The 15,882-nt window shown below is 62.9% G+C and carries 12 protein-coding genes; 5 read left to right on the top strand and 7 right to left on the bottom strand.

Features of this window, described 5'->3' with window-relative positions; translation table 11 throughout:
- Positions 1–21: 21 nt before the first annotated feature.
- The 4 genes from FOC84_RS25770 to uvrB form a co-directional block, all read right to left on the bottom strand.
- The gene (locus FOC84_RS25770; RefSeq protein ID WP_173147228.1) at positions 22–1,233 is read right to left on the bottom strand and encodes an IscS subfamily cysteine desulfurase; all 1,212 of its coding nucleotides are present in this window, start codon (positions 1,231–1,233) and stop codon (positions 22–24) included.
- Positions 1,234–1,254: 21 nt separating this feature from the next.
- Positions 1,255–1,797: a Fe-S cluster assembly transcriptional regulator IscR gene (gene iscR / locus FOC84_RS25765; RefSeq protein ID WP_173147226.1), complete on the bottom strand. Its 543-nt coding sequence runs from the start codon at positions 1,795–1,797 to the stop codon at positions 1,255–1,257.
- A gap of 194 nt (positions 1,798–1,991) precedes the next feature.
- A complete protein-coding gene (locus FOC84_RS25760; RefSeq protein ID WP_006386176.1) occupies positions 1,992–2,483 on the bottom strand; it encodes a low molecular weight protein-tyrosine-phosphatase in 492 nt (163 codons plus the stop codon).
- A 250-nt stretch (positions 2,484–2,733) separates the two neighbouring features.
- A complete protein-coding gene (gene uvrB / locus FOC84_RS25755; protein WP_254241781.1) occupies positions 2,734–4,854 on the bottom strand; it encodes an excinuclease ABC subunit UvrB in 2,121 nt (706 codons plus the stop codon).
- A gap of 75 nt (positions 4,855–4,929) precedes the next feature.
- Between uvrB and FOC84_RS25750 the strand changes: the two genes are divergently transcribed.
- Positions 4,930–6,129 (top strand): amino acid aminotransferase, encoded by a 1,200-nt coding sequence (locus FOC84_RS25750; RefSeq protein ID WP_173147224.1) that lies wholly within the window; start codon positions 4,930–4,932, stop codon positions 6,127–6,129.
- Between the two features lie 96 nt (positions 6,130–6,225).
- Here FOC84_RS25750 and FOC84_RS25745 read toward each other — a convergent pair whose 3' ends face one another.
- Positions 6,226–6,972, bottom strand: a complete 747-nt coding sequence (locus tag FOC84_RS25745; RefSeq protein WP_173147222.1) for an IclR family transcriptional regulator — start codon at positions 6,970–6,972, stop codon at positions 6,226–6,228.
- A 138-nt stretch (positions 6,973–7,110) separates the two neighbouring features.
- Here FOC84_RS25745 and FOC84_RS25740 point away from each other — a divergent pair, with 138 nt between their 5' ends.
- The 4 genes from FOC84_RS25740 (at position 7,111) to lexA (ending at position 11,731) form a co-directional block, all read left to right on the top strand.
- Entirely contained in the window at positions 7,111–8,358 is a 1,248-nt protein-coding gene (locus FOC84_RS25740) for a thiolase family protein (protein ID WP_367949478.1), read from the top strand.
- A 34-nt stretch (positions 8,359–8,392) separates the two neighbouring features.
- Positions 8,393–9,889, top strand: a complete 1,497-nt coding sequence (locus FOC84_RS25735) for a class I adenylate-forming enzyme family protein (protein WP_173147220.1) — start codon at positions 8,393–8,395, stop codon at positions 9,887–9,889.
- Entirely contained in the window at positions 9,886–10,851 is a 966-nt protein-coding gene (locus FOC84_RS25730) for a Bug family tripartite tricarboxylate transporter substrate binding protein (protein WP_173147219.1), read from the top strand. The genes FOC84_RS25735 and FOC84_RS25730 overlap by 4 nt, the downstream gene beginning before the upstream one ends.
- Positions 10,852–11,080: 229 nt before the next feature.
- A complete protein-coding gene (lexA, locus tag FOC84_RS25725; protein ID WP_088141188.1) occupies positions 11,081–11,731 on the top strand; it encodes a transcriptional repressor LexA in 651 nt (216 codons plus the stop codon).
- A gap of 126 nt (positions 11,732–11,857) precedes the next feature.
- Here lexA and lon read toward each other — a convergent pair whose 3' ends face one another.
- Positions 11,858–14,308 (bottom strand): endopeptidase La, encoded by a 2,451-nt coding sequence (lon, locus tag FOC84_RS25720; RefSeq protein WP_173147218.1) that lies wholly within the window; start codon positions 14,306–14,308, stop codon positions 11,858–11,860.
- A 258-nt stretch (positions 14,309–14,566) separates the two neighbouring features.
- Positions 14,567–15,865, bottom strand: coding sequence for an ATP-dependent Clp protease ATP-binding subunit ClpX (gene clpX / locus FOC84_RS25715; protein WP_088141185.1), 1,299 nt, complete (start codon positions 15,863–15,865; stop codon positions 14,567–14,569).
- Between the last annotated feature and the right edge of the window lie 17 nt (positions 15,866–15,882).

Below are 15,882 nucleotides of genomic sequence, written 5' to 3'. Positions count from 1 at the left end.
CGAATTTCTAGGCGCGGGCGCTTAGTGCGCAGCCCACTGCACGGTGTTCAAGTCGACGCCTTCCTTGGCCATTTCCCACAGCGGCGACATATCGCGCAGCTTGCCGACGCGGCTCTTGAGCAACTCGATGGCGTAGTCCACTTCCTTTTCGGTCGTGAAACGGCCCAGCGTGAAGCGGATCGAGCTGTGCGCCAGTTCGTCGTTGCGGCCCAGGGCGCGCAACACGTAGGACGGTTCCAGGCTGGCCGAGGTGCAGGCCGAGCCGCTGGAGACGGCAAGCTCCTTGATCGCCATGATCAGGGACTCGCCTTCGACATAGTTGAAGCTGACATTCAGGTTGTGCGGGACGCGCTGGTCCATGTCGCCGTTGAGGTAGACCTCTTCGATCTGCGACAGGCCAGCCCAAAGGCGGTCGCGCAACATGCGGATGCGCTCGTTCTCGGTGCCCATTTCTTCGCGGGCCAGGCGGAAAGCTTCGCCCATGCCGACGATCTGGTGCGTGGCCAGCGTGCCCGAGCGGAAACCGCGCTCATGGCCGCCGCCGTGCATCTGTGCTTCGATGCGGATGCGCGGCTTGCGACGCACGTACAGCGCGCCGATGCCCTTGGGGCCGTAGGTCTTGTGGGCAGAGAACGACATCAGGTCGACCTTGAGCTTTTGCAGGTCGATTTCCACCTTGCCGGTCGCCTGGGCGGCGTCCACGTGGAAGATGATGCCCTTCTCGCGGCAGATCTCGCCCAGCGTTGCGACGTCCTGGATCACGCCGATTTCGTTGTTCACCATCATCACCGATGCCAGCACGGTATCGGGGCGCAGCGCGGCCTTGAAGGTGTCCAGGTCGATCAGGCCGTTGTCCTTGACGTCCAGGTAGGTCACTTCGAAGCCCTGGCGCTCGAGTTCGCGACAGGTGTCCAGCACGGCCTTGTGCTCGGTCTTGACGGTGACGATGTGCTTGCCGCGTTCCGAGTAGAAGTTGGCGGCGCCCTTGATCGCCAGGTTGTTGGATTCGGTGGCGCCGGAGGTCCAGACGATTTCGCGGGGATCGGCGTTCACCAGCTTGGCAACTTCCTCGCGGGCGCGCTCGACGGCTTCTTCGGACTCCCAGCCAAACGCGTGGCTGCGGGAAGCCGGGTTGCCGAAGTTTTCATACAGCCAGGGCACCATCTTGTCCACGACGCGGGGGTCGACGGGCGTCGTGGCGGAATAATCCAGATAGATCGGACGGGTGGTCATTTCTACAACTCCTGATACTGCTTATACGGTGGCGTTGGCAGCGACGGTCGCGGCCGGGGCGTTGGCGGCGTTCGCAGTGCCCCCCACCCTGTCCACGCGTACCGCGCAAGCCTGCGCTTGATTGTTGGCTTCCTGCAATTGGCGCACGCGCTGCTGATCGACCAGATCTTGCAGGGACACCGAATCCAGGTAATCCACCATCTTGCGATTCAACGTAGCCCAGAGTTCGTGCGTCATGCACTTGCCCGGCTTGCCGTCGTTGCCGCTCGTACAGTCCCGCTTGCCGCCGCAGCTGGTGGCGTCCAGGGGTTCGTCGACGGCGAAGATGATATCGGCAACGGTAACGTTACGTGCCAGACGCGCGAGCGAATAGCCGCCGCCGGGACCGCGCACACTGTCCACGAGTTCGTGGCGACGCAATTTCCCGAACAGCTGTTCCAGGTAGGACAGCGAGATATTCTGACGCTGGCTGATGGCCGCAAGAGTGACCGGACCGCTATGCTGCCGCATAGCCAGATCGATCATGGCAGTCACGGCGAAACGCCCCTTGGTAGTTAGCCGCATGGTAGGTTCCCTGTGATTCGGCAATGGCCGCAGGCGAATCCAGCGGCCAATACCCGAGTAATTGGCTCAAGTATAGCCTATTCCCGACTAATTTGGTATGGCTCCCGGCTAGAAAAAACCGCGCATACGCGCGGTCTTTCACTGCCAGATACCTCCGAGAACCGCCCGGCGGGCAGCCCTGCGGAAAAAGCGGATCACGCCGCCTGGTACTGGGTCGCGCGCTTGCGCACCAGTTCAAGCACACCCTGACAGGCGTCTTCCAGGTAGTCCAGAACCTTGCCGAAACCGTCGGCGCCGCCATAGTACGGATCGGGCACGGTGGCCTCTTCGAACTCGTTGGCAAAGCGCATCAGCAGCATCAGCTTGTGCTGGTAGGCCTTGGGGCACTGCTGCTGCATGGCAGACAGATTGTCCCAGTCCATGGCGAGGATCAGGTCGAAATCGCGGAAATCTTCCGCGGTAACCTGACGCGCTTCGCAGTGCGTGATCTCGTAGCCGCGCTTGCGCGCTGCGGCCTGCGCCCGGGCATCAGGCGCCTCGCCGATGTGAAACGCGTGCGTGCCCGCGGAGTCGATGCGAACCACATCGCCCAAACCCGCGTCGTTCACCAAATGGCGAAACACGCCCTCTGCGCTCGGCGAGCGACAGATATTGCCCATGCAAACGAAAAGTACCTTGGTCATCATGGAAGTAAGTGTGCGGGAAAACCCGAGATAAGGCAAGCTTTTTTTGCGTCTGCGCGATTCAGACCCAGCGAATGAAATCCCATTATTTATTCATTTAAATCAATGAATTAGATAACTATCAAGACCTAACGCTTGAACACTTAATCCGGATATTCCGACGAATTGTGGAGACTTGATTGCAACGCAACAGATTTCCGATCAATTCAGCAAAATGTCAGCAAAAAGAAACGTTTAGATACACCGATGCGCGCTACACGGCCCCGTCCAGCAGCACCCGCTGCTTCAGCGCCGTCAAGGCGTCGCGGGCCGCGGCCGCCTGCTCGAACTCCAGGTTCCGGGCGTGGTCCATCATCAGTTTCTCCAGGCGCTTGATTTCGCGGGCCAAGGCCTTTTCGTCCTTCAGGAACTCGGCCGGAACCGCGGCCTCGAGCGCATCGTGCTGCGTGGGCGCAACGACGCCGTCGATCAGTTCGCGCACGGCCTTCTGCACGCCCCTGGCGGTGATGCCGTGGTCGGCGTTGAATTGCTGCTGCTTGGCGCGCCGGCGGCTGGTTTCTTCCATGGCGCGCTGCATCGAATCGGTGATGCGGTCCGCGTAAAGGATGGCGTGGCCGTTCAGGTTGCGCGCCGCGCGGCCGATGGTCTGGATCAGGCTGCGCTCCGAGCGCAGGAAGCCTTCCTTGTCGGCGTCCAGGATCGCGACCAGCGAGACTTCGGGAATATCCAGACCCTCGCGCAGCAGGTTGATCCCCACCAGCACATCGAACGTCCCCAGGCGCAGGTCGCGGATGATTTCCACGCGTTCCACGGTATCGATGTCGGAATGCAGGTAGCGCACGCGCACGCCGTGCTCGGCGAGGAAGTCCGTCAGGTCCTCTGCCATGCGCTTGGTCAGGGTGGTGACCAACACGCGCTCCGCTAGCGCCACGCGCGCCTTGATCTGCCCGAGCAGATCATCGACCTGGGTGCGGGCAGGCAGGACCTCGACCAGCGGATCCACCAGCCCGGTAGGCCGGACCACCTGCTCCACGACGTTGTCGGTGTGCTCTTTCTCGTAGGCGGCCGGTGTGGCGGACACGAACACGCACTGGCGCATCCGGGCCTCGAATTCCTCAAGCTTCAGCGGCCGGTTGTCGAGCGCCGACGGCAGGCGGAAGCCATATTGCACCAGCGTTTCCTTGCGCGCGCGGTCCCCGCGGTACATGCCGCCCAACTGACCGATGGTGACGTGGCTTTCGTCGATGAACATGAGTGCATCGGACGGCAGGTAATCGATAAGGGTGGGCGGCGGCTCGCCCGCCGCCGCGCCCGACAGGTGGCGGGAGTAGTTTTCAATGCCCTTGCAGAAGCCCAGCTCCTGCAGCATTTCCAGGTCGAAGCGGGTGCGCTGCTCCAGCCGCTGGGCTTCCACCAGATGGCCGTCGTCGACGAAGCGCTTGACGCGCTCGCGCAGCTCTTCCTTGATGGTCTCGATGGCGCGCAGCACGGTATCGCGCGGCGTCACGTAGTGGGAGCCGGGATAGACCGTGAAGCGTGGCAGCTTCTGACGGATGCGACCGGTCAGGGGATCGAACAGTTCCAGGCTCTCGATTTCATCATCGAACAGCGCCAGGCGCAGCGCCAGCTCCGGGCTTTCCGCCGGGAAGATGTCGATGGTCTCGCCGCGCACGCGGAACGTGCCGCGGGTGAACTCGGCATCGTTGCGGGTGTATTGCATGGCGACCAGGCGCGCCAGGATCTCGCGGCGCGAGATCTGGTCGCCGCTGCGCAGGATCAGCACCATCGCATGGTAGTCGCCCGGGTTGCCGATACCGTAGATGCACGACACCGTGCCCACGATGATGGTATCGCGACGCTCCAACAGGCTCTTGGTCGCCGACAGCCGCATCTGCTCGATGTGTTCATTGATGGACGAATCCTTCTCGATGAACAGGTCGCGCGTCGGCACGTAGGCCTCCGGCTGGTAGTAGTCGTAGTACGAAACGAAGTACTCGACGGCGTTCTTCGGGAAGAACTCCCGCATCTCGGCGTACAGCTGAGCGGCCAGCGTCTTGTTGGGGGCCAGCACCAGCGCCGGCCGCCCCATGCGGGCGATCACGTTGGCCATGGTGTAGGTCTTGCCGGAGCCCGTCACGCCCAGCAGCGTCTGGAACATCAGGCCGTCCTCGACGCCCTGCGTCAGCCCCTCGATGGCGGTGGGCTGATCGCCGGCCGGCGGATAGGGCTGGTACAGGTGAAACGGGCTGCCCGGGAAATCGATGAATCCAGGGCCTGGCGCGGACGGATCCGCCACGGCCGATGCAGCCGCGGGATCGGCCGCCGGGTTCGCTGCGGCCGCCGCCGTAATCGGGTCTATTGCGCTCTTAGGCATGCTAGACTCTTCCAGGGTAAACCCCCCATTATCCACAGCAGCCCGTACTGCGTCCACCCACCTCATCAGACTCCCATGAGCACCCTTTTCGATTCCGTCGAACTCGCCCCGCGCGACCCTATTCTTGGCCTGAACGAACAATACAACGCTGATACGCGTCCCGGTAAGGTGAATCTGGGCGTGGGCGTGTACTACGACGATCAGGGTCGCATTCCCCTGCTGGGCGCGGTTCGCAAGGCTGAAGCCGCCCGCATCGAGGCCGCCGCCGCCCGCGGCTACCTGCCGATCGAAGGCATCGCCGGTTACAACTCCGGCGCGCAAGCCCTGCTGCTGGGCAAGGATTCCGCGTTGGCCGCCGCCGGCCGCGTGCTGACCACCCAGGCCCTGGGCGGCACCGGCGCGCTGAAGATCGGCGCCGATTTCCTGCGCCAGCTGCTGCCGGCCTCCAAGATCCTGATCAGCGATCCCAGCTGGGAAAACCACCGCGCCCTATTCGAGCGCGCCGGTTTCGAAGTCGGCACCTATTCGTACTACGACGCCGCCACCCGCGGCCTGAACTTCGACGCCATGCTGGCCGACCTGAAGGCCGCGCCGGCCAAGACCGTCGTCGTGCTGCATGCCTGCTGCCACAACCCGACCGGCGTGGACCCCACCGTCGACCAGTGGAAGCAGATCGCCGCCGTCGTCAAGGAAAACAATCTGGTTCCGTTCCTGGACATCGCCTACCAGGGCTTCGGCGACGGCCTGACCGAAGACGCGTCGGTCGTGCGCATGTTCGCCGACCTGGACCTGACCATGTTCATCAGCTCCTCGTTCTCGAAGTCGTTCTCGCTGTACGGCGAACGCGTCGGCGCGCTGACGGTCGTGGCCGGCAGCAAGGACGAAGCCACCCGCGTGCTGAGCCAGCTCAAGCGCGTGATCCGCACCAACTACTCCAACCCGCCCACCCACGGCGGCACGGTGGTGTCGACGGTCCTGAACACGCCCGAACTCTTCGCCATGTGGGAAGAAGAACTGGCCGGCATGCGCGACCGCATCCGCCAGATGCGCAAGCAACTGGTCGACAAGATCAAGGAACACGGCGGCAAGCAGGACTTCAGCTTCGTGCTGCAGCAGCGCGGCATGTTCTCGTACTCGGGCCTGACCGCCGCGCAAGTGGATCGCCTGCGCGAAGAACATGGCGTCTACGCCGTGTCCAGCGGCCGCATCTGCGTCGCCGCACTGAACAGCGGCAACATCGACAAGGTCGCCAAGGGCATCGCGGCAGTGCTGTAAAACCACTTGCCGCGCACAGGCCCATCCGGGCCTGCCGCCAGCAACGGGACCTTCGGGTCCCGTTTTCTTTGGCGCTGCCCGCTGCGCGCGGCAACTTTACTTGTCCAGGAACCGGTTCATCTCTTCGCGGATCACCTGGGCAACCGCTTCCTGGCGCTTTTGCGTCATGCGATTGTCCAGCGCCGCGACACTGATGCCGCCCAGCACATCGCCTTCCTTATTCATCAGCGTGACGCCCACGCCGGTAACCTTGCTGACCGCGTGGCTACCTATCACGGCATAGCCGCGCTTACGTGCGCGGGCAATGCGCACGCGCAGTTGCTCGAGCGTGAGCGACTTGTACTTGAGAAAGCGAGCCCTGTTGACGTTGAGGTAATGCTCCGTGAGGTCTTCGTCGAAGCTCGCCAGCATGGCCAGCCCGCCCGCGCCCACACCGATGGGCTGACGGTTGCCGACCGGGATGGCCAAGGCCTGAATGGGATAGGTACCCACTTCCCGGCCGATGCACAGGGTATCCAGGTCTTGCAGGATCACCAGGAAGCTGGCGTCTTCGGTGCGGTCGGAGATACGCCGCAGCAAAGGTCCATAGCGCACGGACAGCGACGATTGCGTAGCCAGTGATTCCCCGAGTTTCCGGCAGTAGTCGCCAAGGTAGTACTTCTTGCTGCGCGCGTTGCGCGCCACCAGCCCTTGCGCCAGCAGTTCGCGCAACAGGCGCAGCGCCGTCGGTTTTTCCAACCCCTGCTCTCGACACACGTCCGTGAGCCGCAGACCTTCTTCGTGATGGCGCTGCACGGTTTTCAGCACTCGCAGCGCCTTCTGGATGCTGGAGGATTGCGTCATGTCATCCGGGTCCACATCAGGCAGAAAAGTTTCATATGCCGGAACTTTATCCTGTTTTCAACGGGTAAGCAGGGGTTAATACGGAACGGCCGGCCACGCAGAATAGAGCCACTCATCGACTAGCTGCCTACACCCATCATGAACGTCTACATCACCGGCATCGCCCATACTCCGCTTGGCCGCCACCCGGATCTCTCGGTCAAGCAATTGACCGAACAAGCCGTCAACAATGCCCTGACCGACAGCGGCCACGCCCTGGAAGACATGCAGGCGGCATGGTTCTCCAACGTGCGCCAGGGCCAAATGGAAAAGCAGAATTCGATCCGCGGCCAATGCGCGCTGAACGCGATGGGGGTGAGCGGCATCCCCGTCTTCAATATCGAAAATGCCTGCGCCAGCAGCAGTTCCGGCTTGTTCAACGCCTGCATGGCGATCGAATCGGGCATGTTCGACACGGTCTTGGTGGTCGGCGCGGAAAAGATGTTCTATCCGGACAAGAAGACCGAGATGATGAACGCGTTCTTCGGCGGCACCGACATACATCTGTTGCGCCAGACATGGGATTTCTTCTGCCAGCAGGAGACCGACCCTGACATCCGACAGCGGCTGAACTCTCCCGGCGCCTGGAATACGCAGAGCTTTTTCATGGACATCTATGCGGCCATGGCGCGCCAGCATATGCGCACGTATGGAACCACGCAGCGGCAGATCGCCAGCGCGGCCGCCAAGAACCACTCGCACTCGACCATGAACCCGCTGGCCCAGTACCAGAACGCTATGTCGCTCGACGAGGTGCTTGCGACCCCTGAGATCGCCTGGCCTCTGACGCGCGCCATGTGCGCACCCATTTCTGACGGCGCCGCGGCCATCGTGCTGTCCAGCAGCCGCACCCTGTCCGACGCGCGCAGGCAACGGGCCGTCAGGGTCGCAGGCATCGGCGCGGCCAGCACGGTGATCCGCGACATCACCGATATGGACAGGCACTGCGTGCACTTGGCTGCCAAGCGCGCGTATGCCATGGCCGGGATCACTCCGCAGGACATCGACCTGGCTGAAGTGCATGACGCATCCAGCTTCGCGGAACTGCTGCAGATCGAAAATCTGGGCCTTTGCGCCCGCGGCCAAGGCGGGCCATACACCGAAAGCGGAGCAACCAGCCTGGGCGGAACCACACCCGTCAACGTATCGGGCGGCCTGGTGTCCAAGGGACACCCGATCGCCGCGACGGGACTGGTGCAAATCCATGAGCTCGTTACGCAACTGCGCCATGAGGCTGGAGCGCGCCAGGTACAGGGCGCCCGTACCGCAGTGGCCGAAAACGGCGGCGGCTTCTTGCATTACGAAGATGCCGCGGCCGTGGTCACGGTGCTCAGCAACAGGCTCTAGCATGCAGCCTATCGATTTTTTCCTGCATGCGGCCATGCGGTACCCAGATCGCATCGCGGCGATCGATGCGGCTAGCGGCCGCGCCCACACCTACGAAGCGCTGCGCGGCCAGACGCTAGCGCTGGCCGCGGCGCTGCAACGCCTGTCGGGCAAACCGCGTCCGGTGATCGCGACGCTGGCTGGCAATTCGCACGCGATGCTGCTGGGCATATTGGCCACCTACGCCTGCGCCGGCGTGCTGGTGCCGCTGACGCCGACCGTAGTCGAACAGGACATCGCCCGCCAGTTGGCGACGGCCACACCCGACATCGTGTTGCACGACGCGGCATACGAGGCGCTGCTGGCTTCCTACCATGGCCTGCGCATCTGCAACGACGCGGGCCGTGAGCTCCATATCGACGCGCTGGTGCATGAACACGCAGGCCAGTCACCATTGCGCTTCAACCCGGATCTGGGCGATAGGGCCGCCATCAAGTTCACCGGCGGATCGTCGGGCGCGCCCAAAGCCGTATTGCAGTCGCTGCGCTGCATCAACACCATGGTGGCGTCGCTGGCCATGGCGTATGGCTTCGACAGCGAGGAACGCTTTCTGCTGGCTCCGCCGATGACGCATGGCGCAGGCACTTTCGTGCTGCCGGTACTGCATGCCGGTGGCTGCCTGGTGATCGCCAGCAAGGCCACGGCCGAGCAACTGCACGCCTTGATGGACACCCATGGGGTGACGTCCACCTGGCTGCCTCCCACGCTGCTCCAGCGGTTGGTGCAGGCACAGCGTGACGCTGCGCGCCATCTGCCAGCGCTGCGCAACCTGCTGTATGGCGGTGCGCCATGCCCTGCCCCGCTGCAGTCGCAGGCGATTGCGGCGTTTGGCCCCGTACTGGGCGTTACCTACGGCCTGACAGAAGCGCCAGTCATCATCGCAGGCATGGACGGCGCTACAGGCTCCCTAGCGGAAAACCGAGGCAGCGCAGGCCGCATCGGCCCCCTGACGCGCGTGGCAGTCGTCGGCGCCGATGGCCGCCCAAGCGCCAACCCAAACACATTGGGCGAAATTATCGCCAGCGGCGACTTGCTGATGTCGGGCTACCTGAACATGCCCGAACAGACCGCGGCCGTCCTGAAAGACGGCTGGTTCCACACTGGAGACATCGGCGTCATCGATGAGCGCGGGTTCCTGTTCATCAAGGGCCGCTCCAAGGACGTCATCATCAGCGGCGGCTTCAATGTGTATCCCTCCGACGTCGAGAACGCCTATGCGCAACACCCAGACATCGCCGAATGCGTGGTGTTCGGCAGCGCCGACGACGAATGGGGCGAACGCGTCGAAATGGCGGTCGTGCCGGTTCGGCCGGAAGCGATCAGCGCGCAGGCGCTGATCGACTACGGCAAGCAGCAATTGGGGTCCGTGCGGACACCCAAAATCATCCACATCGTGCAGTCTTTTCCCAAAAACACGCTGGGCAAGATCGACAAGCGGCGAATTATCGACGACTTGCGCGACGCGACCCGGCAGGAGGAACATCGATCATGACTTTCAAGACCTGGATTGCCGCCACAAGCTGCGTGTTGGCCGTCACGCTGGGCGGCTCCGCCGCCGCAGCCTTTCCGGACCAGCCTATCCGCTTCGTGGTCGGGTTTCCGCCGGGAGGCTCGACGGATATCGTCGCGCGGGTATTGGCCGAGGGCCTATCGCGCGAACTGGGACAGGCCGTGGTCGTCGAAAACAAGGCGGGCGCTGGCGGCACTATCGGCGCCTCGTCGGTCGCACACGCCAAGCCCGACGGCTACACCATCTTCCTGGGTACCGTAGCCACCAACGTGATCAACCCGCTGTTGCGCAAGGAGCTGAATTTCGACCCCATCAAGGATTTCACCATGATCGGCGAGGTTGGCTTCTACACCAATCTGGTGCTGGTCAATGCCGATTCGAAGTATCAGGACCTGCGCACCCTGGTCGCCGATGCAACGCTGCGGCAACTGTCCTACTCCAGCCCCGGGACCGGCACATCGCCGCACATGACCGGCGAATACTTCAAGATCCTGACGGACGCAAAAATGCAGCACATTCCCTTCTCAGGCAGCGGGCCGGCGTTGACCGCCCTGATGGGCGGTCACGTCGACCTCGGGTTCGACAATCTGCCCGCGGCCCTGAGCCTGGTGCAGTCGGGCAAAGTGCGGGCGCTGGCCATCACCAGCACCACGCGCATCAAGGAACTGCCCGACGTGCCCACCGCCGAGGAACTGGGCGTGAAGAACATGAGCGTAGACGCCTGGGTCAGCGTCATGGGCCCAGCCGGCATTCCGGCCGACCGACTGTCGGTGCTGAGTTCCGCCTTGCTGAAAGCGCTGGCCAAACCCGACATCATCCGCAAGCTCGAAGACAAAGCCATCACGATCAAAGCCACCCGTCCGGAGGAATTGCAGGGTTATATCGAATCCGAGACCCAAAAGTGGCGCGGCGTCATCGACGCGGCCGGAATCAAGCCGGAGTAGCAGACGCGGCATCGTCCAGGCCCGGCCGTGCCATGGAGCCGTAAGCACATGGCTTTCCAACGGCCGGCCGCGGCCGATTTCGCCGGGTGCGTCCGATCCGGGACATCCTGACCGGCCTGCCGTCACCTTGGCTTTGGCGCGGCGGCGGCCCCATAGCTTGCTTTTTTGCGCTGCGTCCCCCAGAATGGCGCTGTATATATGTACAGTCCGCTAGCACCGGATCATCGCCATGGCCAGCAAACTCACTGATCGCCAACAACAAATCCTGGACCTCATCAGGCAGACCGTCGCGCGCACCGGCTTTCCGCCAACCCGCGCCGAGATTGCCCTGGCCCTGGGTTTCCGTTCCCCCAATGCGGCGGAAGATCACCTCAAGGCGCTGGCGCGCAAGGGCGCCATCGAACTGACGGCCGGAGCCTCCCGTGGCATCCGCCTGAAGGACAACTCCCCTGCCCCCACGCAAAGCTCGCTGCCCATGCCGGGCCTGGCGCAATTGTTGCTGCCGCTGGTTGGCCGCGTGGCCGCTGGCAGCCCCATCCTGGCCGCCGAGCATGTCGAACGCGAGGTCGGCGTCGACCCCAATCTATTCGCGCAAACGCCCGACTACCTGCTCAAGGTGCGCGGCATGAGCATGCGCGACGCCGGCATCCTGGAAGGCGACCTGCTCGCCGTCAAGAAAGCCTCGGAAGCCCGCAACGGCCAGATCGTGGTGGCCCGTCTGGGCGACGATGTCACGGTCAAGCGCTTGCAGCGCCAGAACGGCCACATCGAACTCCTGCCCGAAAACCCCGACTTTGAACCCATCGTGGTCGAAGCAGGCCAGGATTTCGCGTTGGAAGGCATCGCGGTCGGCCTGATCCGCACGCACGCGTTGCACTAAAGGCCTGCGGCGCCGGCCCGCTGCCCGCAGCATAAAAAAACCCCGCCAATTTTCCTGGCGGGGTTTTTTGTTGGAAGCCCCATCCTGGAAAAACGCCCCGTACTGGCGGCGTCCTCCGGGCGTGCATCAGTGCTTGAGCACCGGATCGGTCGAACCGGGTTCGGTAGGCTTGGCCACCAGGGGCTCCTTGACCGCCTCTTCCTCGGCCAAGGGCTCCGGCAGACGCTCCAACGCCAGTTCCAGGACCTTGTCGATCCAGCGCACCGGCACGATCTCAAGATGGTTCTTGACGTTGTCCGGGATCTCCGCCAAATCCTTGACGTTTTCTTCCGGGATCAAGACCGTCTTGATGCCGCCACGGTGAGCCGCGAGCAGCTTTTCCTTCAGGCCGCCGATGGGCAGGACTTCGCCGCGCAGCGTGATCTCGCCGGTCATGGCGACATCGGCACGCACCGGGATGCGCGACAAGGCCGACACCATGGCCGTGGTGATCGCGATACCCGCGGACGGACCGTCCTTGGGCGTCGCGCCTTCCGGCACGTGCACGTGCATGTCGTGCTTCTCGAAGACGCTGTCGGCAAAGCCCAGGCGGCGGGCGCGGGAACGCACCACCGTGCGGGCCGCCTCGACCGATTCCTTCATCACGTCGCCCAGCGAACCCGTGCGTTGAATGACGCCCTTGCCAGGCATGTCCGCGACTTCGATCGTCAGCAGATCGCCGCCGACTTCCGTCCAGGCCAGACCCGTGACCTGACCGATCTGGTTTTCCTTTTCGGCCATGCCGAAGGTGTAGCGGCGCACGCCCAGGAAATCGCTCAGGTTGTCGCCCGTGACGTTCACCGGCTTGACCTCGGCAGCCTTGCCTTCGGCCTTGGCGCGGTCGCTCTGGGTCAGCAACTGCTTGATGACCTTGCGGCAGATCTTGCCCACTTCGCGTTCAAGCGCACGCACACCGGCTTCGCGGGTGTAGTAGCGCACGATGTCGCGCAGCGCGCTGTCGTCGACCGAGAGTTCACTATCCTTCACGCCGTTGTTCTTCAGCAGCTTGGGCAGCAGATGGTCGCGGGCGATGTGGATCTTCTCTTCCTCGGTGTAACCGGAAAGACGGATGACTTCCATGCGGTCCAGCAGGGCCGGCGGAATGTTCAGCGTGTTGCTGGTGGCCACGAACATGACGTCGGACAGGTCGAAGTCGACTTCGATGTAGTGGTCCTGGAACGTGTGGTTCTGTTCCGGATCCAGTACTTCCAGCAACGCCGACGAGGGATCGCCGCGGAAATCCATGCCCAGCTTGTCGATTTCATCGAGCAGGAACAAGGGATTGCGCACGCCGACCTTCGACATGTTCTGGACGATCTTGCCGGGCATGGAGCCGATGTAGGTGCGGCGATGGCCGCGGATCTCGGCTTCGTCGCGCACGCCGCCCAGCGCCATGCGGACGAACTTGCGGTTCGTCGCCTTGGCGATGGATTGGCCGAGCGAGGTCTTGCCCACGCCAGGAGGGCCGACCAGGCACAGGATGGGCGCCTTCACCTTGTCCACGCGCTGTTGCACGGCAAGATATTCCAGGATCCGTTCCTTGACCTTCTCCAGACCGTAGTGGTCGTTGTCCAGCACCGTTTCCGCGTTGCTGATGGAATTGTTGATCTTGCTCTTCTTCCTCCAGGGGAGGTTGATGAGCGTATCGATGTAGTTGCGCACCACGGTGGCTTCGGCCGACATGGGCGACATGAGCTTGAGCTTCTTGAGCTCGCCATCGGCCTTCTTGCGCGCCTCTTTGGGCATGTGGGCAGCGATGATCTTCTTTTCAAGCTCTTCGATGTCCGCGCCTTCCTCGCCCTCGCCCAACTCCTTCTGAATGGCCTTGACCTGCTCATTCAGGTAGTAGTCGCGCTGGCTCTTTTCCATCTGCTTCTTCACGCGGCCGCGAATCCGCTTCTCGACCTGGAGGATGTCGATTTCGGTTTCGAGTTGCGTGAGCAGGCCTTCGAGGCGCTCGGAGGTGCCGACGATCTCGAGCATCTTCTGCTTCTGCTCGAGCTTGAGGGGAAGATGCGCGGCGATCGTGTCGGCCAGGCGTCCGGCATCATCGATGCCAGCCAGCGAGGTCAGGATCTCCGGGGGGATCTTCTTGTTCAGTTTTACGTATTGCTCGAACTGCGCGACGATGGCGCGGCGCAGGGCTTCGGTCTCGGAGCCTTGCATGGCATCCGGTTCGATCGGCGTCACCTGGCAGGTGAAATGCGAATCGGCGTCCTCGATGCTGTTGATACGGGCGCGCTGGGTGCCTTCGACCAGCACCTTGACGGTGCCGTCGGGCAGCTTGAGCATCTGCAGGATGCCGGCCACGCAGCCGATCTCGTAGACGTCTTCAGGGGTGGGATCATCCTTGCCGGCGGATTTCTGGGCCACAAGCATGATGCTCTTGCCCGCTTCCATCGCAACCTCGAGCGCGCGGATAGAGCGCGGACGGCCGACGAACAGCGGGATGACCATGTGCGGAAACACCACGACGTCGCGCAGTGGGAGCAGGGGCAGGTCGATCGGGTCGGAAGGCAGGGTCTGGCTGGCAGACATAGGAGGTTCCTCGGTATGACTCGGCGTATCGGGGACGGGAGATCCGGGTATACCCGGGCGATCCACGTCGGTTACGTCTGTTATGGGAACAATAGCCGAAAATTCAAGATCTCGGCGCCTGGATCCCCCATAGGCTGAAAAAAACCGCGGGCGGCACCCTCAGTATGCAAGCGTCGCGCCTGCAGGAAAAGCGTGTTTGCACCCGGGAATCCGCCTTAGGCAAAAAAACCCGTTACAGGAACGGGCTCTTTTGAAATATCAGGCTGCGGCGTCGCGGACTTCCCCGCGCTCTGGCTTATCTGAAGCCGCGTCTTCGTCGGCGTAGATGAGCAATGGCTTGCCCTCGCCTTCGATCGCGCCCTCGTCCAGCACCACGCGCTTGACGTTGCCCTGGGAAGGCAGGTCATACATGGTGTCGAGCAGGGCCTGCTCGATGATGGAACGCAGACCGCGCGCGCCCGTCTTGCGGCGCAGCGCCTTGCGGGCGATGGCCTTCAGGGCGGCGGGACGCACGTCGAGCTCGGCGCCTTCCATGGCGAACAGCTTCTGGAACTGCTTGAGCAAGGCGTTCTTGGGCTCGGTGAGGATCTGCACCAGGGCCGCTTCGTCCAGCTCGTCCAGGGTGGCGACCACCGGCAAGCGGCCGACCAGTTCGGGAATAAGGCCGAACTTGATCAGGTCTTCGGGCTCGACCTCGGAGAACAGCTCGCCCACGCCGCGTTCCGATTTGGCGCGCACCGAGGCCGAAAAGCCGATGCCCGATTTCTCGGTACGGTCGCGGATGACCTTTTCCAGCCCATCGAAGGCGCCGCCCACGATGAACAGGATGTTGGTCGTGTCGACCTGGACGAAGTCCTGGTTCGGGTGCTTGCGGCCGCCCTGCGGGGGCACCGAAGCGACCGTGCCTTCGATCAGTTTCAGCAAGGCCTGCTGCACGCCCTCGCCCGACACGTCGCGGGTGATGGACGGGTTGTCGGACTTGCGGGAAATCTTGTCGATTTCATCGATGTAGATGATGGCGCGCTGCGCCTTTTCCACTTCGTAGTTGCAGTTCTGCAGCAACTTCTGAATGATGTTCTCGACGTCTTCGCCCACGTAACCGGCTTCGGTCAGCGTGGTGGCGTCGGCCATGACGAAGGGCACGTTCAGCATGCGCGCCAGGGTCTGGGCCAGGAGCGTCTTGCCCGACCCGGTGGGGCCGATCAGCATGATGTTGCTCTTGGAGAGCTCGACTTCGTCGCCCTTGATCTCGCCGTGGCGGATGCGCTTGTAATGGTTGTAGACGGCCACGGCCAGCATGCGCTTGGGCGAGTTCTGCCCAATGACGTACTGGTCGAGGAAAGTCTTGATTTCAGCCGGAGTGGGCAGTTCGGAACGAATCGCCGCGCGCGCGGTGGCTTGCGCCTCCTCGCGGATGATGTCGTTGCACAGATCTATGCATTCATCGCAGATGAATACCGACGGACCCGCGATCAGCTTGCGGACTTCATGCTGGCTTTTATTGCAAAACGAGCAATGCAGCACTTTTGCGTCTGCCGATCCCTTTTTTTCAGGCATATTTCTTTCGTATCTCA

It is taken from the genome of Achromobacter pestifer (genome assembly GCF_013267355.1).
Classification (GTDB): Bacteria; Pseudomonadota; Gammaproteobacteria; order Burkholderiales; family Burkholderiaceae_B; genus Achromobacter; species Achromobacter pestifer_A.
This window is presented reverse-complemented; position numbering and strand designations above follow the sequence as displayed.